Raw genomic sequence first — 22,396 nt, 5'->3', positions numbered from 1 at the left:
ATAGAATTATGAAGAAGATCACACTGTTACTTTTTTTGACTGTCAGCTATTCTCTATTCACTATAGCGCAAACAAATTATGTTTCTAAAGTTTGGGTGGCAGATAATGGCGACGGCACTTATAAAAATCCTGTTATTAATGCTGATTATTCTGATCCCGATGCAATACGGGTGGGCGATGATTATTATATGATCGCATCCAGCTTTGATGCTGTTCCTTGTTTGCCAATTTTACATTCTAAAGATCTGGTTAACTGGACGATCATTGGGCATGCTTTGCAAAGACAAATCCCTGTTGATCATTTTTCCAAAGTGCAACATGGCAATGGTATTTGGGCGTCGGCTATCCGTTATCATAATAACGAATTCTATATCTATTACCCAGACCCCGATTTTGGCATTTATCTTACCAAAGCAAAAAATATAAACGGACCGTGGAGTACACCAACATTAGTACAAGCAGGCAAAGGGTTGATAGATCCTTGTCCTTTATGGGACGACAATGGTAATGCCTATTTGGTGCATGCCTTTGCGGGTAGTCGTGCAGGTATTAAAAGCATGATAATGATAAAGAAGTTAAATGCTGCTTCTGATAAAGTGATTGATACAGGCGTATTTGTTTATGATGGACATAAAGATGATCCAACGATTGAAGGTCCCAAGTTTTATAAACATAATGGTTACTATTACATATTTGCACCGGCAGGGGGTGTAAAAACAGGCTGGCAATTGGTATTGCGTAGTAAAAATATTTACGGTCCATATGAAAGAAAAGTAGTGATGGACCAGGGAAGTACAACTATTAACGGACCACACCAGGGTGCATGGATACAAACACAAACAGGCGAAGATTGGTTCTTGCATTTCCAGGATAAATATGCATATGGAAGAGTGGTACACTTGCAACCCATGCAATGGAAAGATGATTGGCCGGTTATTGGCATTGATAAAGATGGAGATGGCAAAGGTGAGCCGGTATTAACTTATAAGAAGCCAAACGTTGGAAAAGTATATCCAATCTGCACGCCTCAAGAAACCGATGAATTTAATGATACGACGTTGGGCTTACAATGGCAATGGCAGGCAAACTCATCAGATAATTGGTCAAGGCTGACAGGTAAAGAATTAGTGCTAAATGCGATTCCTGTTAATGATTCAATAAAAAATTATTGGGATATACGAAATGTCTTATCACAAAAATTTCCTGCAGAAGAATTTACTGCAATTACCAAAGTAGAGTTTCATCCATCGATGGAAGGTGATAAGACAGGGTTAATGATATTGAGTTCTGAATCTGTTTCTCTTTTTCTTATTAAAAAAGAAGCGGGCATTTATTTAGGGTTAAGGGGACTAAATAATAACGAACTTGTGATTAAGAGATTAGATTCATCAATTATATATTTGAAAGCGACTATAAACAAGCCTGCCGTTTGCTCTTTTAGTTATAGTGAAGATGATAAAAATTTTAAATCCATTCCTCAAACATTTTTTATTAAACCTGGAAGATGGATAGGAGCAAAAATAGGGCTGTTCTGTATTTCAAAAGAAAATCAAAAGGCTAGTTACGGATGCGCATATTTTGATTGGTTTAGGATAAATAAGGATAACATCAAAAAAAAGATGTATGAAATGCGATAAAGATTAGCAACCAAAGAGAACTATATAATCAAACTAACAAAATGAAAATACTGTTTCACACAATAATACTATTACTAATGACAACCATTGCATCTTCGCAAAGCGTTGAAGAAATTGCTTTATATAAAGAAGTGCCTAACTCTATTAAAACAGGGATAAAAGAAAGAACAATTTATGTGGACAGCACTCGCCGCATTTACGATGTAACCAATCCTGCTATTACAAAATATACACCTAACAATCCCAATGGGATGGCAATCATAATTTGCCCGGGGGGAGGTTATCAGCGGTTGTCAATTGATAACGAAGGAACGCACGTAGCTAAATTTTTAAATGAATTTGGTATTACAGCCTTTGTGCTAAAATATCGTTTGCCTAACGATACATTAATGATCGACAAAACGCTTGGACCTTTACAGGATATTCAACAAGCAATACGTTTGGTACGTGAAAATGCTTCACAATGGAATCTGAATAAAAATAAAATAGGTGTAATTGGTTTTTCAGCCGGTGGGCATGTAGCTTCTTCTGCAATTACTCATTTTAATTTTATGGCTGATGCTTCTATAAAAGACACCACTTCTGTTCGCCCTGATTTTGCTGCTCTGATATATCCTGTTATTAGTTTTAATGATAGCATTATGCACAAGGGTTCAAGAGATAAATTATTAGGTGAACATCCTTCACAGGAAAAGAATAATTTTTTTTCAAACGAATTACAGGTAACAAAAGATTGTCCGCCGGTATTTATTGTGCATGCACAAAATGATAAAACTGTTCCTGTAGAAAACAGTATTCGTTTTTACGAAGCATGTATCAAAAATAATGTTCCTGCAGAAATGCACTTGTATCCCAAAGGCGGGCATGGCTTTGGTTTGCATAACACAACCACTACCGATATTTGGCAGGAGCGTTTAATTAATTGGCTTCATTCTCTTTGATGTGCATCATAATATTATTGCACACACAGCGCTATATTTGCAAAAAAAGAGAATTTGTTATGCAGAGGATACTTGTTATTGCGCTGTTGGTTTCTTCATTTAATGTATCGGCACAAAAATTTCATTTAACCTTATTTGGAGGCATGAGCAATTACATGGGCGACATGCAATCAAAACCTTTTACGTTTGATGAAGCACATGCGGCATACGGCGGAGGCTTATTGTATGAAATAACAGATCAGTTATCCGCAAGAGCCAATGTAACTATTGGTACGGTCAGCGGTAATGATAGATCGTCCTCTTCTAGTTTAGTACGTGATCGGAATCTGAACTTTACGTCTCCTGTTACTGAAGCGCAATTAGGATTAGAGTATGATATACTGAGCTTGTATGAGCATCAGTTGACGCCGTATGTTTTTGCAGGCGTTGCCTATTTTTCGTTTAATCCATATACATACGATTCGCTAAATGTAAAAACTTACCTGCAGCCATTAGGTACAGAAGGACAGGGATTTTATCAGGGAAGAACAAAATATAGTTTAAATCAGTTGGCAATTCCGGTTGGAGTAGGGTTAAAATTTGCAATAAGCGATAATGTGCGTCTAGCCATAGAAGTGGGTTATAGAAAATTATTTACAGACTATATTGATGATCTAAGTATGAGCTATGCGGATCCTGCTCAATTATTGGCAATTAACGGACCTAAAGCGTATGAACTGGCTTTTCGTGGAGATGAGCTGCACAATGGTCAAACATATCCTACGGGTGGTTCTATTCGTGGAAACCCAAAAACTAAAGATTGGTACTATTTTTCCGGCGTTACGTTAAGTTTTCGTTTGCCTAATCTTTCCGGAGATGGTGGGTCCGGCGGTGGCGGTAAGAATACACAATATGGTTGCCCGGGCAGACCTTATTGATTTCATTTACTATTTTTTGATACAGGCATTTGTTCCTTGATTAGACACTCTTGTGTCACAATTCTTTCATCGGTATTGCTGCTAGTAAGCTTTTATAGTAGCGTAGTAAAATCCTAGCTTCTTATAGTTACTTTTGCAATCGAAACATTTTGCAATGTCATACGCAACGTTAGAGGACTGTTTACTCGACCTTGAAAAAAATAAACAATTGGTTCGTGTAAAAGAAAAGGTAGATGCCAATTTAGAAATGGCAGCCATTCATCTTCGCATACACGAGGCAGGTGGCCCAGCATTATTATTTGAAAACATTAAAGGAACAAAATATCAAGCAGCTTCTAATATTTTCGGAACTATAGAACGAAGCAAATTCATCTTCAGGGATTCATTACAAAAAGTACAGCAGTTAATCGAATTAAAGAATGATCCTGTTAAAGCCTTCAAACATCCTTTTAAAAATATTGGTACTGGGTTAACCGCATTAAAATCATTGCCGTTAAAAACCAGCCGTTTTTCTTTTGATGAAATAGCTATTGAAGAATTGCCATTGATCCATCATTGGCCAAAAGACGGCGGTGCTTTTGTTACATTGCCACAGGTATATTCAGAAGATGTCGACAAACCCGGAATAATGAATGCGAATATTGGTATGTATCGTATTCAGTTAAGCGGTAACGAATATGCCCTGAATAAAGAAATTGGATTGCATTACCAGATACATCGCGGAATTGGTGTACATCAAACAAAAGCAAACAGAAAAAATCAGCCTTTAAAAATAAGTGTATTTGTAGGAGGTCCGCCGGCAAACACAGTGGCAGCAGTAATGCCTTTACCTGAAGGTATAAGCGAAGCTACGTTTGCAGGTGTTTTAGGTAACAGGAGATTTCGGTATGGATATAAAGATGGTTATTGCATAAGTGCTGATGCAGATTTTATTATTACCGGAGAAGTATATCCAAATGATAATAAGCCCGAAGGTCCGTTTGGCGATCATTTAGGATACTATAGCTTAACGCATTTATTTCCTGTAATGAAAGTGCATAAAGTATATGCGAAGAAAAATGCAATATGGCCGTTCACTGTTGTTGGCCGTCCACCGCAGGAAGATACAAGCTTTGGTAAACTCATTCACGAGATAGCCGGAGATGCGTTGCAGCAGGAAATACCGGGCTTAAAAGAAGTGCATGCGGTAGATGCAGCCGGCGTACATCCGTTACTGCTAGCTATAGGCAGCGAACGGTACACACCTTATTTAAAGCAAAAGCAACCTGCCGAAATATTGACCATTGCTAATCATATTTTAGGAACAGGGCAGTTAAGTTTGGCGAAATTTTTATTTATAATTGCCGATGATGAAAGTAAATTAAATACGCATGATATTGTTGCTTATTTCAAATACGTTTTAGAAAGAATTGATTTAACAAGGGATATTCATTTCTATACCAATACCACTATTGATACATTAGATTATTCAGGTACAGGATTAAATAGCGGAAGTAAAGTGGTGTTTGCGGCATACGGGGATGTAAGAAGAGAATTGGCAACCATTGTCCCTGCCTGTTTAAAAGAGTTGCAACAGTTTGAAAACCCGAAAATGGTTTTACCTGGTATTGTTGCGCTGCAAATAAAACCCTTTACGGACTATGCTGCTGCAAAGAAAGAGTTGGAGATTTTAAATGAACAGTTATCTCCTGAAAATTTGAATAGCCTGCCATTTATCATTATAAGTGATGACGCCAATTTTGTAAGTAATGCATTGAATAATTTCCTTTGGGCAACGTTCACCCGGTGCAATCCATCGCATGATATGTATGGTATAAATAGTTTTATTGAAAACAAACATTGGGGTTGTTCATCATTGATCATTGATGCTCGAATAAAACCACATCATGCGCCATCTTTAGAGAAAGATACTGCCATTGAGAAAAGGATTGACAGATTATTTGATAAAGGAGGAAGCTTATATAAAATAATTTAAACTATGCGGGTACTAATTTTGATCATTACATTGTTTTTAGCAATTAACAGTTTTGCGCAAATAAAAGAACTGAAAAAGAATAAAGATGATAACAGTCTTTTATGGCAGGTGAGTGGCAATGGCTTGCAACAGCCATCCTATCTTTTTGGTACATTTCATTTAATGTGTAAAGATGATATCGTGTTTAGCGAACAACTAAAACAAGCACTTGTCAATTCAGATACCTTGTACCTGGAACTTAACCTTAGCGATCCTGTGGTTTATTTCGGAGGATTGAAAATGGTTTACATGAAAGATGGTAAAACCTTAAAAGATCTTTACAACGATTCCGATTATAATAAGATCAAAACATATTTCCACGATAGTTTGAGTATTGCTTTAGGGGCTGTTCAAAACATGAAACCGGAACTGATCATTGCATTGCTTTATCCTCAATTATTAAAGTGTAAAAAAGCCGATGGAGTGGAAGAGGGGTTAATGCATATCGCAAAGGAAAATAAAAAGCCGATCCGTGGTTTAGAAACGATAGAATTTCAATCGGCAATATTTGATAGCATTCCTTATGAAGAACAGGCAAAAGATCTATTGCAAACGATCGATAGTATTAATAAGTATTCGGATGAATTCAATCAAATGCTATTGACTTACAAAGCACAACAATTAAAACAATTAGAAACGCTTATTACCGGGTCTGATTTTACGGCTAATGAGCATGACGATATATTGTTATACGACCGGAACAGGAATTGGGTTGGTCAATTAAAAAGCAAGATGCAAGGTAAAAGCATTTTCGTAGCAGTTGGTGCGGCGCATTTATTAGGCGAAAAAGGATTAATAAAACTTCTGCAAAAGGAAGGCTATTCCGTTATTCCTTTGTTAAATAAATAGCTCAGTTTACACTTTTTTATATATCGCTCTCCACGCAATCGTTTGCATAATTCGGGCATTATTTTTGACAATTGCAGGCAGCCATTCCTGTGAAAATATCATCTTTACCTTTACCAAAAATCATTTTTTAAACTCTTACTTAGCCAAATGAAAAAACAGCTACTTTTTGCGTGTTTGCTTTCTTTTTTTGTCATATTGACTTCTTCTCAATCTTTTGCAACCATTTATTATGTTGCTACTACAGGAAATGATAATAATATAGGCACATCACTTTTTGAGCCGTTTGCCACACTTAGCAAGGCTGTGTCAAAAGCTACTGTTGCAGGAGATATAATCTATGTACGCAGCGGAACTTATACGGTTTCAACTCCTATTAAGATCAGTAAACCGGGAACTGCCGCCAATCGTATTTTACTTTCTGTTTATCCGCCAGATATGGCGAATGCTAATTCTCGCCCTGTATTTGATTTTTCCGGTATGGCATTTGGCAGCAGTAACAGGGGAATCGTATTAGGAGCCAATTACTGGAATATATATGGCATAATCATCAAAGGAGCAGGTGATAACGGAATGAATGTAGATAATGGCAGCTATTGTAAAATAGAGTTTTGTACGTTTACGCGTAACCGTGATGCAGGCTTACAGTTAGGAGGCGGATCTTCAAGAGATAGTATTATTAATTGTGACTCATATGAGAACGCTGATTTTAATACAGCTACCGGCAATGATGGCGGTAATGCAGATGGTTTTGCTGCTAAACTGGATATAGGCGATTCCATTGTTTTTAAAGGTTGTCGCTCCTGGTATAATTCTGATGACGGGTATGACGGCTATTTAAGGCCTTCCAATAATGTTTTTTGGAGTTTTGAAGATTGCTGGGCTTTTCATAATGGATATTATTGGCTGGATGGCTCTACTAATGGCGATCAAAATGGCATGGGCTTTAAAACAGGAGGAAGCGATGGTAAGAATTTGGCACACAATACTGTTTTGGCAAAATGTATCAGCTTTAACAATAAAGCAAGGGGGTTTGATCAAAATAATAATGCAGGTTCTATCTACGTATATAATTGCACTGCATACAGTAATGGAGATAATGATTTTGGATTTAATAACAGCGGTGTTACTTACGTATCAGGAGCTCAGTTGGTATTAAAGAATAATCTTTCATTAGGTAAAAAAGGGGTAAATCTTCCTTCTGCCAGCACCGGCAGCAGAACATTGGTAAACAGTAATAATTCCTTCAGCACTTCTACCACCAGCGCCGAAATACTTTCATTTGATACAACAGGAGTAACGGCTATGCGTAACGTAGATGGAAGTTTACCTACATTAACGTTTATGCATTTGAATACTTCTGCTTCCACTCCTTTTAAATATATCGATCAGGGCACTGTATTATCAACCGTTACCTACCATGGCTCTGCAGGCATTCCATATATAGGAGCCGCACCAGATCTAGGAGCATTTGAATCCAATTATACTACTCCTGTTCCTGTAAAAATGACTTCATTTACCGCTTACACAAATGGTAAATATGTAAAACTTAATTGGAACGTTTCTACAGAAGTAAACAATAAAGGATGGACCATTGAACGTTCTGCCACTTCTGCTGCAGCATCCTGGACTACTATTGGTTTTGTTGATGGCAAAGGGAATAGCTCTATAGCTAATAGTTATTCTTTTGAAGATAATGATAATTTAGCAGGTACTTATTATTACCGATTAAAACAAACTGATCTGGATGGAAATGTTATTTATAGCAGCATATTAGCAGTAAACATAAATGCAGCAAATGTGATAGCAGTAGCAGGATTTCCTAATCCGTTCAATTCTTCTGCCACTATTCGTTATAGCTTACCTGTAAAAGCAAAAGTAGTATTGTCTATCTTTAATCAACAGGGGCAATTAATTAATAAGCTGGTTGAAGAAACACAACAAGCGGGTACGTATCAAAAGCTGATCAACGGACAACGTTTAGCAAGCGGTCAATATTATTTGCAATTAAATGTAGATGGAAAAACAATTTCAAATACACTGATAAAAGAATAAATTTTTATCAGAAATAAAAAGAAAGACGCCATCAAAAAAATGATGGCGTCTTTCTTTTTCCGGTTAGAAGAATATGCCTGCTCCGCATGAGAAGAAATTGTACTGAGGCGTTGCGATTTTTAAATGTTCATAGCCAATGGTAAAAAAATGATCTTTTATATGATATTTTACCTGTGCTTCAAATTCATCAACGGGCTTAGTATTAACATGAGACCATTTTGCGCTACCTAAAATACTTATTGGTTTTGCAATGAATAATTCAGCATTAAGTCCATAAGAGAACCCCCATTTGTTTACATTGTTTGCAATATAATTTGCACCGAGCACCCAGCCCAAATTAAAACTTTCAAACCTTAATCTATCGTAGCATACATTGAAATTAAATAAGGAGAGATAGTCATTGCGTTGTGTTTGCTTATTGCGTTCCATCAATTCAAAATGATCGAATTGAACGTATATTTTTGGCGAAGGTCTTATTTTGATTTTTAGATGATTGCCATAAATAGCGGGTGATCCTATCAATACTTTATCTTCAAGGTCAAGCCGTATTTTTTTTTGTAGCGATAGTGATGAGTCGCGGCTGATGTAATTTCCGGAATTGGCAGTTATATATGGGTATTTGGTCAGATTATTATTCAGATGTTCTTCATGTTCATAATCCCCCACTATGGAATAATAAATAGCAAATACAAAAATTTCTCCTATAATATCACCCAAAGAGGGTGCTTCACAATTGTCCGAATTGTAAGAGTCATACCTTCTGCGTCTTGAACTTCCAGAGTTATCAGAATTGTTGGAATTATCAGAATTGTTGGAATTATTAGAATTGTTGGAATTGCTGGAAGTGTTTGTATTGCTGGTTGTTTGATTCAATTCTTTTTTTGATTGTTCAATTTTTCCTTGAGCAAACCCGCTGAATGAAATAATTTGGATATAAATAAGGGCAATAACAAAGCAATATTTCTTCATTGCTTAAAGGGTGGTTTAGAGTGAATGGGTCGTTGTTTTGGTATATGCGGATATTCTTTTTGCAAAATTCCGGTTTTTGTGAAGATACACTATTGCTTAACGTATAAGCCAAACTTAAAATATTTAGCTTTTTTATAGGATTTCTGCCGGATGTGCTTGTTGATGTGGTGTAGAATGGCTGTGGCTAAATAGAATTAATTATGTTGAAGGGCTGCCTGATTGAACGAAAAGCACGCTGAAGATTGGCGGCCAGGCATTGTGGCGTACTTGTAGTGAAAGCAGGGGCTAGCGGTGATAGATATACGTTTTCCGAAAGCCCCGGCTTTTAAAATATTTAGAATTGTTCCAGCTTGCTAAAAAAGAAATCACTTTCAATTTGGGCGTTCTCATTGCTGTCACTACCGTGAATGGCATTTTCACCAACAGATGCTGCATACAATTTGCGGATAGTGCCTTCTGCTGCTTGAGCAGGATTGGTGGCTCCGATCAATGTGCGAAAATCTTCCACTGCATTTTCTTTTTCTAAAACCGCAGCTGTAATAGGACCACTACTCATAAACTCTACCAATTCGCCATAAAAAGGACGTTCTTTATGCACAGCATAAAACTCTCCGGCTTTTGCGGCAGAAAGATGCGTCATTTTCATTGCAACAATTTTAAAGCCTGCTGCATTTATTTTTTCTAAAATAGCGCCGGTGCTTCCTTTCCTGGTAGCGTCCGGCTTGATCATTGTGAATGTTCTGTTGCTCATAATTATGTATTAAAACCGTATAAGTGCTTACGGCGGCGCAAAGATAAAGGAAAGACAATAATTGTTCAATATAAGAATGATCCTTCTGGTTTAGGATAAATCAAACCGGTTGTCATGAATTACTATCAGGTAAGAAAATCGTTAGCTATCTGTTAATGTAAACATGCCTTTGGCGTTAAATTGGCAGTTTACTTAATTAAAATTACTTTTGCGCCGCCGATGCAGGAAATAAGTGAACTATATTCTTTATTATCGCAACCACGTAAAGTGGTAATTACAACTCATCAAAAGCCGGATGGCGATGCGATGGGTTCTTCATTGGGTTTGTATCATTTTCTAAAACAGTTTGGACACAGCATTACAGTTATATCGCCCACCAACTGGGCGGCTTTTTTAAACTGGATGCCCGGATGCAAACAAGTGCTGGATTATGAAAGTCAGTTCAATGCAGCCAATAATGCTATTGATGAAGCAGAATGGATCTTTTGTTTAGACTTTAATACATTGAGTCGTACAAAAAAGATGGAAGAAAAATTAGGTAACGCAACTGCTACAAGAATTTTAATTGATCATCATATTGAACCGCAGGTGGAGAAATTTACTTACGGCATCAGCAATGCAGATAAAAGTTCTACTGCAGAAATGGTGTATGATTTTATTGTTGGTTCAGGCAATGGAGATAAGATAAATGAAGCAGTAGCAGAGTGTTTATATGCAGGAGTGATGACAGATACAGGTTCCTTTCGTTTTCCTTCGACTTCGTCAAGCGTACATGAAATGGTAGCTGCGCTTAAAAAAACAGGATTCAAACATTCACGGGTACACGAAGAATTATACGATAATTTTTTAGAGAACAGATTCCGATTTATCGGCAATGTATTGTTGCATAGAATGGAGATATTTTATGAATACAATACCGCTTTAATAGCCATTCCACAAAACGACCTGATAAAATACGATATCAGAACAGGCGATACAGAAGGATTGGTGAACTACCCTTTGAGCATCCAGGGAATTAAACTGGCTGCTATTATTATAGATAGAGGGGAAGAGCGAAAAAGCTCTTTTAGAAGTAAAGGAAATTTTGATGTAAATACTTTTGCAAGAAAATACTTCAATGGCGGTGGACATTTTAACGCAGCCGGTGGACAAAATAAAGAACCGTTAGAAGAAGTGGTGGCAAAGTTCAAAGCTGCCATGAAAGAAAATAAAGATCAATTAAGCGACTATCAATTTTAAATACAAACCAATAATGAAACGTTTATTTTATTTATCAGCTTTATTAGCAATAGTGCTTGTATCGTGTAATTCGTTCAGGAAAACAAAATCGGGCATGTTGTATAAAGTGATCTCAAACGGTCAAGGGAAAAAATTGGCTTATGGCAATTTTTTTGAAATACAGGTTGATCGATTTTATAAAGATTCTCACACAGATACTATATTGCTAAATTCCAGAGAAACAGGCAACCAGATAGGTAGATTCGATTCAATGATTCCCCCGGATTATTTTGCCATTTTTTCTACTTTAAGACAAGGCGATAGTGTTGTTATTAAAACGTCGATCGATTCTATCATGAAGATGAGTGCTAACCTTCCCCCTATGTTTAAAAAAGGAGAATTTTTAGTTAACACCTACAAGATCATAAATATTTATACAACAGAAATCGAAGCGAAAGCTGCACAGGAAAAATTGAAGCTGGTAGCAATGCAAAGAGATTCTGTAAGAACATTGGTGCAAAAAGATAAAGACGATAAAATAATTAAAGATTACCTGGCAAAAAATAATTTGACCGCCGATAAAACACCTAAAGGAACATACGTGCACATTATTACTCCGGGGGAAGGTCCTAACTTAGATACAAGCATGGTTCCTAAAGTTAAATATACAGGATGGGCTATGTCAACAGGAAGAGCGTTTGATTCTAACATTGATTCAAATTTCCATCATACCGATCTTATTCCTATTGATCTGAAACCTGAAGATCGTGGAGTAATAGATGGTTGGTTAGATGCATTGCCTTTATTGAAAAAAGGCGCTAAGGCAAAAATATTTATTCCTTCGGGATTAGGTTATGGACCAAGAGGCTCAAGACAGGACATTAAGCCGAATGAAAACTTAATTTTTGATATTGAAATTGTAGATGTGATTACTACTGCACAGGCAAGAGCAGAAGAAAAAGCAGAAATGGATAAACAAATGGCAATGAGAAAACATTATATGGATTCCATTAAAGCCGTACAAAAGATTGATTCTATTAAAAGAGGAATAAGGAAATAAGGAACGATTTAAATAAGATAAAGCCTGTCTTTTGGACAGGCTTTATTGTTTATGTATGATTCTTATAAAAAATTTAAATAGACTTTTGCGTCTTTGTAGTTTTTGCTTCTTTGCTGCTTGAAATCAACCACATCGGCTTTGCTTTTAAAATAGCTTTTCCAATCTTACAATCAGCAGTATGTGCCCCCGGCAGATAGCCAATGCTCATTAAAAATTCATTTACAATTTCACCACCGGTAAACTTAAACGTTTTCTTAAATAGCTTTACCCATTCTTCTTTTGTTTTAGGATGATGATGTTCCAGCCATTTTTCAAATGAACCAAATTCTTTTTGTAATTGTAAAATGCTTTTAGCATTTTCAATAGCAGCATTTATTTTTAAACGGTTGCGAATGATGTTGGCATCAGCTAACAAGCGTTCTCTGTCTTTTTCTGTATAAGCAGCTACTTTTTTAATATTGAAATTATGATACGCTTTTCTAAAGCCGGTTTCTTTCTTCAATATTGTTTCCCAGCTTAATCCTGCCTGGTTAATTTCAAGTATCAGGCGACAGAATAATTCATTATCATCGTGAATGGGGAATCCATATAATTTATCGTGATAAGCTTTGTGTAAAGATTGTCTCTCTCCCGACATATTTTCTATTGCAATGCAGTATGACATAATTGGAATTTGTTATTTGGAGTTTGAAGACTCATTATATGTTCTGATTAATTTAATTGCCTCTTTTGCTTCTTTCACATCATGCACTCTTACTATCGAAGCGCCGTTTAACAAAGCAATCGTATTTAATACGGTTGTTCCGTTTAGTGCTTCATTAGCGGTTGTGCCCAATGTTTTATAAACAGTACTCTTTCTTGAAATACCTGCCAATATTGGCTTCTCAAGCATAGAAAATGTATGCAGGTATTTCAGCAGGATAAAGTTATGCGCTATCGTTTTTCCGAAACCAAAGCCGGGATCTATGATCACATCATTAATGCCGGCATTTTTACATTCGGCGATCTTATCTATGAAAAAATCCAATACTTCCGTTACAACATTTTCATAACGGGGACCATTTTGCATAGTGTCAGGGCTACCTTTCATATGCATACAGATGTAGGGTATTTGCAAGGACGCAACCGTTGCGATCATTTTGCTATCCATATTTCCTGCGCTGATATCATTGATAATAGAAGCGCCATTTTCAATGGCAGCTTCGGCCACGCGGCTATAATAAGTATCTACGGAAATGATGGCAGAAGGCATTTTTTTAAGAATAGCTTGTATTACAGGCAATATCCTATCCAGTTCTTCTTCTGCAGAAATGCGCACACTTCCGGGACGGGTGCTTTGTCCGCCGATGTCTAAAATGTCGGCACCAGCGCTGATCATTTCTTCTGCAAGGGAAACGATTGCAGGCAATTCCTTGTCCAAATATCCCTCATAAAATGAATCAGGAGTTATATTCAATATTCCCATTACCAGCGGACTTTCAATTACCAATAATTTTCCTTTGCAGTTGAGTGTGTACATCAGCTATAAACAGTTAATTTTGAGTATAACAAAAGTATAAGACATTTAGCAAAGATGAACACGAACCAACAGTATGATGCCGCTATCAACTCCTGCAAAGAAATATTTTTGAAAAAGACTGCTGATTACGGGACATCATGGAGAGTTTACAGAACTATTTCCATTGCCGACCAGATATATATAAAAGCCAAGCGTATTCGTACGATACAGGAAAAGAAAACACAAAAGATAGGGGATGATATTACGAGTGAATTTAAAGGGATACTGAATTATGCGATCATAGGCTTAATTCAATTGGATATTGATAACGATGAAATAGAAGAATTGCCTGTTGCAGAAGTAGAAAAACGATACACAGAAAAAGTTTCCATTGCTAAAAAACTAATGGAAGATAAAAATCATGATTACGGAGAGGCGTGGCGTGATATGAGCCAGGAAAGCTTCACGGATCTCATCCTTGCAAAGTTGTTACGCATACGGCAAATGGTGATGAATGAAGGTAAAACATTGATAAGCGAGGGAATTGATGCGAATTATTTTGATATTATAAATTATGCGGTTTTTGCGTTGATATTAATCGGAGAAGGAAAACAGTAAAATCAAATTGCAGAACACAAATTCCAAAATATGAAACTAACGGTTAACATTGCACGAATATTAGTTGGCGCTCTATTTATTTTTTCAGGATTGGTAAAAGCGATCGATCCTTTGGGGTTGGCCTACAAGATGCAGGAGTTTTTTGAAGCATGGTCAGGTGGCAGCGTTACAGGCATTTGGAGTTGGCTGAGTGATCATTCCCTGATGTTATCCATGCTGATGAATACCTTAGAAGTAGGATTGGGTGTAGCATTATTACTTGGATGGAAAAGAAAGTTTGTTACCTGGGCATTGGCATTATTAATGATATTCTTTCTTTTTCTTACAAGCTATGTTTTATTCAGTGGTAAAATACGTACCTGCGGTTGTTTTGGGGAATGTATTCCTTTAACACCTGTTCAAACATTTACCAAGGATGTTGTATTGATGATACTGATAATAATATTGCTGTTAGGACAAAAATATATTCTCCCTTTATTTAGAACAATGCATTTGATTACGCTATTGGTAATAGCATTAATGGCAACTGTCTATTTGCAATCCAATGCCTTGGAGCATTTGCCGATAGTAGATTGTCTTCCCTATAAAAAAGGAAATGATATCCTGGAGCTTCGTAAAATGCCTGCAGATGCTACATTTGATAAGTTTGCATATTCTTTCATTTATAAAAAAGGAAACGAACAAAAAGAATTTGGAATGGACAACCTGCCCGATTCAACCTGGCAGTTTGTTGATCAAAAGAAAACATTAACAGAAAAGGGCAATGGCAAACTTCCTCTCATCAATGATTTTTCTTTAACAGATGATAATGGTAGCGATGTAACAGATGCTGTTCTTGGCCAGCATGATCAGTACTATCTTTTCTTTATTAAAATTTTAGATGAAGCAAAAGGAGATTGGCAAAAAGGTTTTGAGCAATTATATAAAAAAGCAAAGGAACAAAAGAGACCGCTTTATATTGTAACTGCAGATAAGCAAAATGTGAATGCGTTTATGAATGTAAAACATCAATACAACCTGCCGGTATTGATATGTGATGGTATAGCTATAAAAACAGCTGCTCGCTGCAATCCTACCGTTTTTTTAATGAACGGGCCTATTGTTCAAGGGAAATGGAGCTGGGCGGATATAAATAAAGCCATTAAGAATTAGTAATTAATACCAGATAATTGATCCTCTTCATCCGCAAAATATTTTACTCGATATTGGTGCTATTAGGAGTGGTAGCATTAGTGTTTATTATGTTTCAAGGGTTGGGTGATCCTGCAAAATTATTGATCGGGCAAACAGGAGATAAAAAAACACTGGATAATATTCGCAAAGATCTTTATCTCGATCAGCCAAAATGGAAACAGTTTCTTCTTTACCTGAATGACGTTTCTCCGCTCTGTATTCACAATAAAAGTGAAATAGAGAAAAAGCAACTGAAAGGATTGTTTATCGGCGGAACAACGAAAGTGGGTATAAAAATTCCTTATCTCCGTAAAAGTTATCAAACCAAAAAAAATGTAACAGATGTTTTGCTGGAGGCCTTGCCGGGAACAATATTGTTAGCTGTAACAGCTATGTTGTTTGCAACCATCATTGGTATTTTATTGGGTGTATTGGCAGCGGTAAAAAAAGGAACCTGGATGGATACTTCAGCTGTGTTCGCCAGCATTGCAGGCATATCAGCTCCTTCTTTTTTTATGGCGATAATTATTGCGTTTCTGTTTGGAGTAGTATTGCATGCTTATACCGGTTTGAATTTAACAGGAAGCTGGTTTGACATGGATGAAGTAACGGGTGAAAAATATCTGACCATTAAAAATTTATTGTTGCCTGCATTTACGCTGGGCATTCGCCCCCTTGCAATTATTACACAATTAACACGCAGCTCAATGTTGGATGTATTGAGCCAGGATTATATTCGTACGGCATATGCAAAAGGCTTAAATAAGCAAACTGTTGTATTTAAACATGCGTTGCGTAATGCATTGAACCCTGTTATTACGGCTATTACCGGCTGGTTTGCTGAACTGCTGGCCGGCGCTTTTTTTGTGGAATATATTTTTGGCTGGAAAGGTATTGGTAAAATAACAGTTGATGCATTGGGTAAATTGGATTATCCTGTAGTAATGGGTGCTGTATTGTTGAGTGCCTGTATTTTTATTATAATAAATATGATGGCAGATGTGCTGTATGGTATTGTTGATCCAAGAGTGAAGCTGTAGAACGTAAAGCGTGAGAAGTGGAAGATGAAAATTGTAAATTTCTGCTTGACTTTTAACGTCTCACGTTTATCTATTGTATCACTACATCCTTAATTACTTTTTCTCCTAACGCTTCATTTACCCTTTCCATTATTTTATCTTTCTGGTAAAGCAATTCATTCTTTAACGGAGCAACTGTAGTATTGATGAATAAAGTTTGGTTGATGATCTGGATTTTATTCGTGTATTTGGCAATTGTTTTTCCCATGATCTGTTCCCATACATCTTCGATCTGCAAAGCCTGGATACCGCTTTTTAAACGGCTCTGCCTTAAAAACTGCTTAATTGCATCTTGCATGGAAAACTCGCTCATAGAACAAAAGTAATGAATTGTGAATGGTCAATAATGAAATCTTTATTAGTATATTCCTATCATAGCTGAATGATCTGGTAAGGAGTATGTAAACTCACAAATGCCAATTCCAGCCGTTCACGGTGTGTGTCCGTAATAAAAACCTGTCCTGTATTTTCTTTACAAACCCAATGTAAAAGATTTTGCATACGCACATCGTCTAATTTCTCAAACACATCATCTAACAAAAGGAGCGGAGCAAAACCTTTGGCAGTTTTTAATATTTCAAACTCGGCTAATTTTAAAGCAAACAAGAGGCTTTTTCTTTGCCCTTGTGAAGCAATATTTTTAAAAGACTGATCATTTAAAAAAATATTGATATCGTCTTTGTGAATACCAACATTGCTGCGTTGCGATAAAAGATCTCTATCGCGATATTGCGCCAGCAATAATTCTAAGTTATTGTTGTTAAGCTTACTTTCATATTGTAACAAAACTGTTTCATCATTGGCAGCAATGGACTTGTAAAATTGCTGCACTAATGGAATTAATCTCTCTGTGTGCTCTTTACGCTTACTGTGAATATATTTTCCCGGAGCAAGCAGTTGTTTGTCCAGTACATCCAACAGTTCCCAATCTGTTTTTCCTTGCTCTGCAGATAGTTTTAACAAGCTATTGCGTTGTTGTAATATTTTATTGTATTGGATCAATTGCTGCAGATAATTTGCATCCAATTGAGAAAGAATGGTGTCCACAAAGCGTCTGCGTTCTTCGCTGCCTCCCGTTATTAATTCAATATCGTCCGGAGCGATCATAACACAGGGAAATTTGCCGATATGCTGCGAATATTTCTCATAAGGAACATCGTTCAGCGATAGATCCTTTTTGCCTGTTGCTCTTTGTATGCAGACAACTTTATCAGGATCAAAATATCCTTCCAGTCTAAAACCATCTGTACCAAATTGAATGTTTAAAGTGTTGGTTTTTGAAAAAAAACTTTTTGTAAAGCAGAGGTAATAAATGACATCCAATAAATTGGTTTTGCCCTTTCCGTTCAGTCCGCAAATGCCGATAATCCTTTCTTTAAAATCGAAAGAAGAAAAACTGTAATTTCTGAACTGTGTAATTAGTATTTTGGAAAGCGTCGGCATTAAGATGCAAGATAACTCTAAGCCTTCAATTTGCCTGCTATCGAAATGACAATAAGAATGGTTTGTCCTTTACCTTACTGTCAATTGAAATACGTAATTCAATAGCTGCTTGTTTGTTTGACATAATAAATTCAAATGTCTGCAGTTTTGAAAAAAGGGCAGAAATATCAGAGGGGAAATACTTTAAGAGATTCGCAGGTAATCTGCTGAAATTGATCTTTGCGAATGCAATGCAATTCAAATTCCGGGTAGGGTTGTTGTGGGAATAATTATAGGAGTAAAGTGATAAAGAGCTGTCATTTTGTAACGTATATGTCTTAACAAAAGGAATGGAAGTAAAAATGTTTCCGTTAGTGGTTTCTTCTATGTTTTTATTTTGTATCCAGTATTGAAACAGGTCAGGCTGCTTTTGAGATATGGTGAAGTTGAAAGATGGCTCTTGTATTTTATTCACTACTACTTTTTCTATTTTATTAAAATCATCATCATAAGTATAAGTAATAGCAGAGTCAATTTTTTCTTTAATGCCGGTGATGTCTAAAGTGTAATAATTATGTTGTGAAGTAAAAAGAGAATCTATAGTAAAGTTTAAAGCGCCGGATGCTTTGGTTTTAGTTTCCGGGGATATTAGATCGTATGCTTTTAGTGGTGGTTGTGTAAAAGCAATATTTAATAAAGAAGAGTCAGTAATATTGAAATTATTTTCAGTAAATGAAAAGTTGGGAGAGAGAGAAGCATCTATTTGTAATTTACCATTGGAAAAATTTCCATTGAGAATGGCATCGTTCTGCAGGAATGAATTCTTCTGAACATAAAGGGAAAAATGATTAGAAGGAGCAAGTATATCTTTAATCGTTTTCTCTTCAATAAATTGCTGCTGAGTAAACAGTTCATCTGCAATGTCTGTAACATCGTTTAAAAATGGTGCAGTGCTTAGTAGAAGGTGATCATCTTTTTTGATAATAACAATATGTAGGGAATCGGAAAGATAAGTGTTGAAGCCATTGGTATTTCCCATCTTTGAGAATCGATAAGCATTCAAACCTTTTGCAAACTCTTCTTCATCTTTTATAGTAAGTACGCAATTAAAAATATTTCCCGGTTGTTTTTTTGAGTGAAAGATGAAAATATAATCAGGGATTTCCAGTGCACTCTTCCAATCAAAGATACTGGTGTCTTTTGTTTTTAAAATGGAACCTAAATGCCATTCAGAAGGGGTTGTTAAAAAGTAAGAAAGTAGTGTGTTGCGGTTCTTCTTAAAATCAATAGCAAGAACAATATCCGCTGATCTCGGAATACTGTTCCTGCTATAAGTTTTATAAAATAAAAAATAATACGCAATAGAAGCAGTTATAAAAAGTACTAATACCACCCATTTCCATTTGCGCATTACCAGGTGTCTTTAACGTTATTTATTCATTTCAAGCAATGTTTCAATCACATTGAAAATGTATTCCAGACTGTTCTTGTGATTTCCTTTAATGTCAAAAATGCCGGAGCTTTGAATCATTCCGTCTTTCACAGCGCTTTCTATAGTTACATTGCCAACATTATTTTCCAGGTATTCCAGGCTTTTAGCATTTCTTTTATTGCTTATTTCGCTGCTAAAGCCTTTCAGTAATTTTTCTCCGTCCAGCTTTATTAAATAGTTATTATTCAAAATAGCCAGTTTGTCTGAATTGTTTAACGATGAAGTTGGTATTGGATTCGTAACATCTTTTAAGGATGTAGTGATGATACATTTACCATTGCCGACCATGAAATATAATTTGTCAATTGCCTCATTAGGACCTAGATCCAGCGTGTAGAAATTGCCTGTTTTTTTATATTTATAACTGCTGTCAGTATTTAGTTTTACAGGAAGATCAATCAGCTTATTGAACAGCTTTTCATTTTTTGTTTCAAAAACGTATGTGAAATCCGGAGATAATTCTGTTTTGGTTTTTAATACCGGGAAGCTGTTATAGTTTTCATCATATGTATAGTCTGTATAAGTAACTTCTTTATTTGTTAAGCCATGTAATACAAATAAATGATTACCCGTAACGGTATTTGCAATTGCTTTCTCATCAACAATAGTTGCTACTATATCTTTTATGGCATCTACAAGTGGTTGTTTGTTTTTGCCATAAAAACTACCGAATAGATTAGCGTAAAAATCGTAATAAAAATTCATGAGCGATTCGGTATTAAAAGAAAGAGAAATGTAACCTAGATCGCCCGGACTTACATAATTAACGATATCTGCATTTTGCTTATTATCGTAAATTGAGTTGAATGCTTTGGCAATACTATCATTAGAAGAAGTAAACTTGGATTCTACACGAAGACGGTTATTTTCAAAAAATAAACTTACTCCGTGTATACCCGTTTGAAGAAAGTTGAAATTAAACAACCTGTTATAATACGAGTAATTGTAGGGCGAATAACGGTATGGCGAGTAGAGATTGTTTAACAACATGCCGGGTTGCAGCCATGCATAAATATCTGCATTCTTGTTAACTACTTTTTCCAACAAACTGTTTGTTTTAAAAGAAGTAATGCTGCCGGTAAATGTATTTTCTAAAAGCGCTAATGCCAATGTTTTTTTAGTAAGATTCTCCAATGCTGCCTGGGCTTCGTAGGCACTATCGTTATAGCTGTTGTTGCTGATTGTAGTAGAGTCTGTTTGGGGAATTATTGCAGCAGCAGTAGAATCTGCCATAGGTGGTTTTTCGTCAGCCATCTTTTGCTCAATAACGTTTCCGGCATCTATAACAGGAGGGGCAGCGATTTTACCGGACATAACTGTGTCTACAGCCACTGCTGCAGTATCTGCAACAACCTTTACGCTGTCTACCATTGTAGAATCGGCAGCAGGATAATCATTATATCTTCTTGGGTAACTTGTGTTCCATGAATAAGGATTGTTATAGCTGGAATAACTTTGTATTACAAGTGTTACAAAACTTTTATTCCAACCTAAGTAGTTGTCATGGGACAATGGCAAAAACTTGAAGCCATCTTTTGTTTCTATGCTTACCGATTTTTTTCTTGTAGCAATAAATTTTTCAAACTTGTTCAGGTCTTTGATCGGTAATATTGTTACAAAACTTTTTGTTGTATCTGTAGAAATAAAATATTGGTAAGCATCCTGCTGCATATTTATTCCCAGGTCATCTAATGAAAGTTTTTTATTGATCTTCAGCTCAGAAAAAATATTCTTCTTTAGGATAGTATAAGAATCAAACTTTTTTGCCGGAAGCTTGGCAGATAGGGAAGTGCCGGAATATTTTATAACTACGGATGCTGTTACAGGAATTTTATCCAGTAAGTCCTGCGAAAAAGCATGGCTGCTGATCAACGTAATAACACATAAGCTGTAAAAGAACTTTCTCATTGTTTGGTGATGTTTATTTTATTTTCAATAGATTTTTTCCCGGTTAAGATGTTTTGCATGCTTTGTTTCAGCATTACTGCTTTTTTGTTGGCAGAAAGCTTGGCATCTTTATTAGTGAAGGTTGTAATGTCCGATTCGAATTTATAGATACAAGTGTAATTGGCATCTGACAAAACTTCTTTATCGGCATTGCTCATTTTAGCATACAGGGTTTTAGGATCGGCATTGTTTTTTCGTTGAAATGTTTTGGTGGTCGCATCGTATGCATAATTGTCATCCAGTAAATTGCCGGTAACCTTTTCTTTAAGCTTTATAGTTTTGATGGCTTTATTGAGATTGGCAACGCTATTAAAATCGTACGATATTGAAAAGATGTAATTCTCAAAATCAATAGTAGTTTTTACATTGCTGATGCCATCCGTTTTTGCCAGTGTATTTTTAGCATCGTTTATTTTATTGGTGATCTCCTCTTTGGTAGGTACCGGGTGACCGTTCACTGTTTTCAATTTTAAGATCGAATTCAGTTTTGTTTTGCTCTTGCTTAAATTCAATGTCAGCTGAAAACTGCCCGACCCGTCATTCTTCATTTGTACCTGTTCCACTATTTCGAAGCAGCTTTGAAATATCAATGAAAGGGAGATAATAATAAGGGAAAGATACTTTTTCGGCACAGTAAAAAATTAAGTGTCAAATATAGTAAGTAGAATTTACATGTGTATTAATAAAAGTGAAATTGAAAGATAAAGTTGAACGGAGTCCTTCTTAGCTTCAGGATAAACTCTGCTACTAAAGTTCAAA

20 protein-coding genes are annotated in these 22,396 nt (G+C 36.1%); 11 read left to right on the top strand and 9 right to left on the bottom strand.

Going from position 1 to position 22,396, the window contains the following annotated elements; translation table 11 throughout:
- Nucleotides 1-8: 8 nt before the first annotated feature.
- From K9M53_RS10005 to K9M53_RS09980, 6 genes are all read left to right on the top strand, one after another.
- Nucleotides 9-1,637 carry a glycoside hydrolase family 43 protein gene (locus tag K9M53_RS10005; protein WP_224014388.1) on the top strand — a complete coding sequence of 543 codons (1,629 nt, stop codon included), beginning with the start codon at nucleotides 9-11 and terminating at the stop codon, nucleotides 1,635-1,637.
- A gap of 41 nt (nucleotides 1,638-1,678) precedes the next feature.
- Nucleotides 1,679-2,578 (top strand): alpha/beta hydrolase, encoded by a 900-nt coding sequence (locus K9M53_RS10000; RefSeq protein ID WP_224014386.1) that lies wholly within the window; start codon nucleotides 1,679-1,681, stop codon nucleotides 2,576-2,578.
- A gap of 59 nt (nucleotides 2,579-2,637) precedes the next feature.
- Nucleotides 2,638-3,495, top strand: a complete 858-nt coding sequence (locus tag K9M53_RS09995; protein ID WP_224014384.1) for a DUF6089 family protein — start codon at nucleotides 2,638-2,640, stop codon at nucleotides 3,493-3,495.
- 154 nt (nucleotides 3,496-3,649) lie between these two features.
- Nucleotides 3,650-5,470 carry a UbiD family decarboxylase gene (locus K9M53_RS09990; protein ID WP_224014382.1) on the top strand — a complete coding sequence of 607 codons (1,821 nt, stop codon included), beginning with the start codon at nucleotides 3,650-3,652 and terminating at the stop codon, nucleotides 5,468-5,470.
- A 3-nt stretch (nucleotides 5,471-5,473) separates the two neighbouring features.
- Nucleotides 5,474-6,358, top strand: a complete 885-nt coding sequence (locus K9M53_RS09985; protein ID WP_224014379.1) for a TraB/GumN family protein — start codon at nucleotides 5,474-5,476, stop codon at nucleotides 6,356-6,358.
- Nucleotides 6,359-6,505: 147 nt separating this feature from the next.
- Nucleotides 6,506-8,410 (top strand): right-handed parallel beta-helix repeat-containing protein, encoded by a 1,905-nt coding sequence (locus tag K9M53_RS09980; RefSeq protein ID WP_224014377.1) that lies wholly within the window; start codon nucleotides 6,506-6,508, stop codon nucleotides 8,408-8,410.
- A 63-nt stretch (nucleotides 8,411-8,473) separates the two neighbouring features.
- Here K9M53_RS09980 and K9M53_RS09975 read toward each other — a convergent pair whose 3' ends face one another.
- Nucleotides 8,474-9,379, bottom strand: a complete 906-nt coding sequence (locus K9M53_RS09975) for a hypothetical protein (protein WP_224014375.1) — start codon at nucleotides 9,377-9,379, stop codon at nucleotides 8,474-8,476.
- A 334-nt stretch (nucleotides 9,380-9,713) separates the two neighbouring features.
- A complete protein-coding gene (locus K9M53_RS09970) occupies nucleotides 9,714-10,130 on the bottom strand; it encodes a nucleoside-diphosphate kinase (protein WP_224014373.1) in 417 nt (138 codons plus the stop codon).
- Nucleotides 10,131-10,310: 180 nt separating this feature from the next.
- On the opposite strand from K9M53_RS09970, the gene K9M53_RS09965 reads away from it, so the two are divergent.
- Together K9M53_RS09965 and K9M53_RS09960 are read left to right on the top strand one after the other, a co-directional pair.
- Nucleotides 10,311-11,369: a DHH family phosphoesterase gene (locus K9M53_RS09965; protein WP_224014371.1), complete on the top strand. Its 1,059-nt coding sequence runs from the start codon at nucleotides 10,311-10,313 to the stop codon at nucleotides 11,367-11,369.
- A gap of 13 nt (nucleotides 11,370-11,382) precedes the next feature.
- Nucleotides 11,383-12,408, top strand: coding sequence for an FKBP-type peptidyl-prolyl cis-trans isomerase (locus K9M53_RS09960; protein WP_224014369.1), 1,026 nt, complete (start codon nucleotides 11,383-11,385; stop codon nucleotides 12,406-12,408).
- A 73-nt stretch (nucleotides 12,409-12,481) separates the two neighbouring features.
- Here K9M53_RS09960 and K9M53_RS09955 read toward each other — a convergent pair whose 3' ends face one another.
- Nucleotides 12,482-13,072 (bottom strand): DNA-3-methyladenine glycosylase I, encoded by a 591-nt coding sequence (locus K9M53_RS09955; protein WP_224014367.1) that lies wholly within the window; start codon nucleotides 13,070-13,072, stop codon nucleotides 12,482-12,484.
- Nucleotides 13,073-13,084: 12 nt separating this feature from the next.
- Nucleotides 13,085-13,927 (bottom strand): dihydropteroate synthase, encoded by an 843-nt coding sequence (gene folP / locus K9M53_RS09950; protein WP_224014365.1) that lies wholly within the window; start codon nucleotides 13,925-13,927, stop codon nucleotides 13,085-13,087.
- Between the two features lie 54 nt (nucleotides 13,928-13,981).
- On the opposite strand from folP, the gene K9M53_RS09945 reads away from it, so the two are divergent.
- The 3 genes from K9M53_RS09945 to K9M53_RS09935 are packed head-to-tail and all read left to right on the top strand — an operon-like array spanning nucleotide 13,982 to nucleotide 16,737.
- Nucleotides 13,982-14,524 carry a DUF1599 domain-containing protein gene (locus tag K9M53_RS09945; RefSeq protein WP_224014363.1) on the top strand — a complete coding sequence of 181 codons (543 nt, stop codon included), beginning with the start codon at nucleotides 13,982-13,984 and terminating at the stop codon, nucleotides 14,522-14,524.
- Between the two features lie 30 nt (nucleotides 14,525-14,554).
- Entirely contained in the window at nucleotides 14,555-15,676 is a 1,122-nt protein-coding gene (locus K9M53_RS09940) for a BT_3928 family protein (protein WP_224014361.1), read from the top strand.
- 17 nt (nucleotides 15,677-15,693) lie between these two features.
- Entirely contained in the window at nucleotides 15,694-16,737 is a 1,044-nt protein-coding gene (locus K9M53_RS09935) for an ABC transporter permease (protein ID WP_224014359.1), read from the top strand.
- Between the two features lie 70 nt (nucleotides 16,738-16,807).
- Here the strand turns inward: K9M53_RS09935 and K9M53_RS09930 are convergent, their stop codons facing one another.
- Genes K9M53_RS09930 through K9M53_RS09910 form a run of 5 tightly spaced genes read right to left on the bottom strand, consistent with a single transcriptional unit; the run spans nucleotide 16,808 to nucleotide 22,200 of the window.
- Nucleotides 16,808-17,089, bottom strand: a complete 282-nt coding sequence (locus K9M53_RS09930) for a DUF721 domain-containing protein (RefSeq protein ID WP_224014357.1) — start codon at nucleotides 17,087-17,089, stop codon at nucleotides 16,808-16,810.
- Between the two features lie 59 nt (nucleotides 17,090-17,148).
- A complete protein-coding gene (gene recF, locus K9M53_RS09925; RefSeq protein ID WP_224014355.1) occupies nucleotides 17,149-18,219 on the bottom strand; it encodes a DNA replication/repair protein RecF in 1,071 nt (356 codons plus the stop codon).
- A 37-nt stretch (nucleotides 18,220-18,256) separates the two neighbouring features.
- A complete protein-coding gene (locus K9M53_RS09920; protein ID WP_224014352.1) occupies nucleotides 18,257-19,609 on the bottom strand; it encodes a hypothetical protein in 1,353 nt (450 codons plus the stop codon).
- An 18-nt stretch (nucleotides 19,610-19,627) separates the two neighbouring features.
- Entirely contained in the window at nucleotides 19,628-21,598 is a 1,971-nt protein-coding gene (locus K9M53_RS09915) for a hypothetical protein (protein ID WP_224014350.1), read from the bottom strand.
- On the bottom strand, nucleotides 21,595-22,200 hold the full coding sequence (locus tag K9M53_RS09910) for a hypothetical protein (protein ID WP_224014347.1): 606 nt from the start codon (nucleotides 22,198-22,200) through the stop codon (nucleotides 21,595-21,597). Before K9M53_RS09910 ends, K9M53_RS09915 begins: the two co-directional genes overlap by 4 nt.
- Nucleotides 22,201-22,396: the final 196 nt, after the last annotated feature.

The sequence above is a fragment of the Ferruginibacter albus genome, assembly GCF_020042285.1.
In the GTDB taxonomy this organism is placed as follows: Bacteria; Bacteroidota; Bacteroidia; order Chitinophagales; family Chitinophagaceae; genus Ferruginibacter; species Ferruginibacter albus.
The sequence above is the reverse complement of the archived record's forward strand: the minus strand, read 5'-3'. Positions and strand labels throughout refer to the sequence as shown.

Coding starts and splice junctions, on each gene's coding strand:
- K9M53_RS10005 (WP_224014388.1), top strand. CDS start 9: ATGAAGAAGATCACACTGTTACTTTTTTTGACTGTCAGCTATTCTCTA.
- K9M53_RS10000 (WP_224014386.1), top strand. CDS start 1,679: ATGAAAATACTGTTTCACACAATAATACTATTACTAATGACAACCATT.
- K9M53_RS09995 (WP_224014384.1), top strand. CDS start 2,638: ATGCAGAGGATACTTGTTATTGCGCTGTTGGTTTCTTCATTTAATGTA.
- K9M53_RS09990 (WP_224014382.1), top strand. CDS start 3,650: ATGTCATACGCAACGTTAGAGGACTGTTTACTCGACCTTGAAAAAAAT.
- K9M53_RS09985 (WP_224014379.1), top strand. CDS start 5,474: ATGCGGGTACTAATTTTGATCATTACATTGTTTTTAGCAATTAACAGT.
- K9M53_RS09980 (WP_224014377.1), top strand. CDS start 6,506: ATGAAAAAACAGCTACTTTTTGCGTGTTTGCTTTCTTTTTTTGTCATA.
- K9M53_RS09975 (WP_224014375.1), bottom strand. CDS start 9,379: ATGAAGAAATATTGCTTTGTTATTGCCCTTATTTATATCCAAATTATT.
- K9M53_RS09970 (WP_224014373.1), bottom strand. CDS start 10,130: ATGAGCAACAGAACATTCACAATGATCAAGCCGGACGCTACCAGGAAA.
- K9M53_RS09960 (WP_224014369.1), top strand. CDS start 11,383: ATGAAACGTTTATTTTATTTATCAGCTTTATTAGCAATAGTGCTTGTA.
- K9M53_RS09955 (WP_224014367.1), bottom strand. CDS start 13,072: ATGTCATACTGCATTGCAATAGAAAATATGTCGGGAGAGAGACAATCT.
- folP (WP_224014365.1), bottom strand. CDS start 13,927: ATGTACACACTCAACTGCAAAGGAAAATTATTGGTAATTGAAAGTCCG.
- K9M53_RS09945 (WP_224014363.1), top strand. CDS start 13,982: ATGAACACGAACCAACAGTATGATGCCGCTATCAACTCCTGCAAAGAA.
- K9M53_RS09940 (WP_224014361.1), top strand. CDS start 14,555: ATGAAACTAACGGTTAACATTGCACGAATATTAGTTGGCGCTCTATTT.
- K9M53_RS09930 (WP_224014357.1), bottom strand. CDS start 17,089: ATGAGCGAGTTTTCCATGCAAGATGCAATTAAGCAGTTTTTAAGGCAG.
- recF (WP_224014355.1), bottom strand. CDS start 18,219: ATGCCGACGCTTTCCAAAATACTAATTACACAGTTCAGAAATTACAGT.
- K9M53_RS09920 (WP_224014352.1), bottom strand. CDS start 19,609: ATGCGCAAATGGAAATGGGTGGTATTAGTACTTTTTATAACTGCTTCT.
- K9M53_RS09915 (WP_224014350.1), bottom strand. CDS start 21,598: ATGAGAAAGTTCTTTTACAGCTTATGTGTTATTACGTTGATCAGCAGC.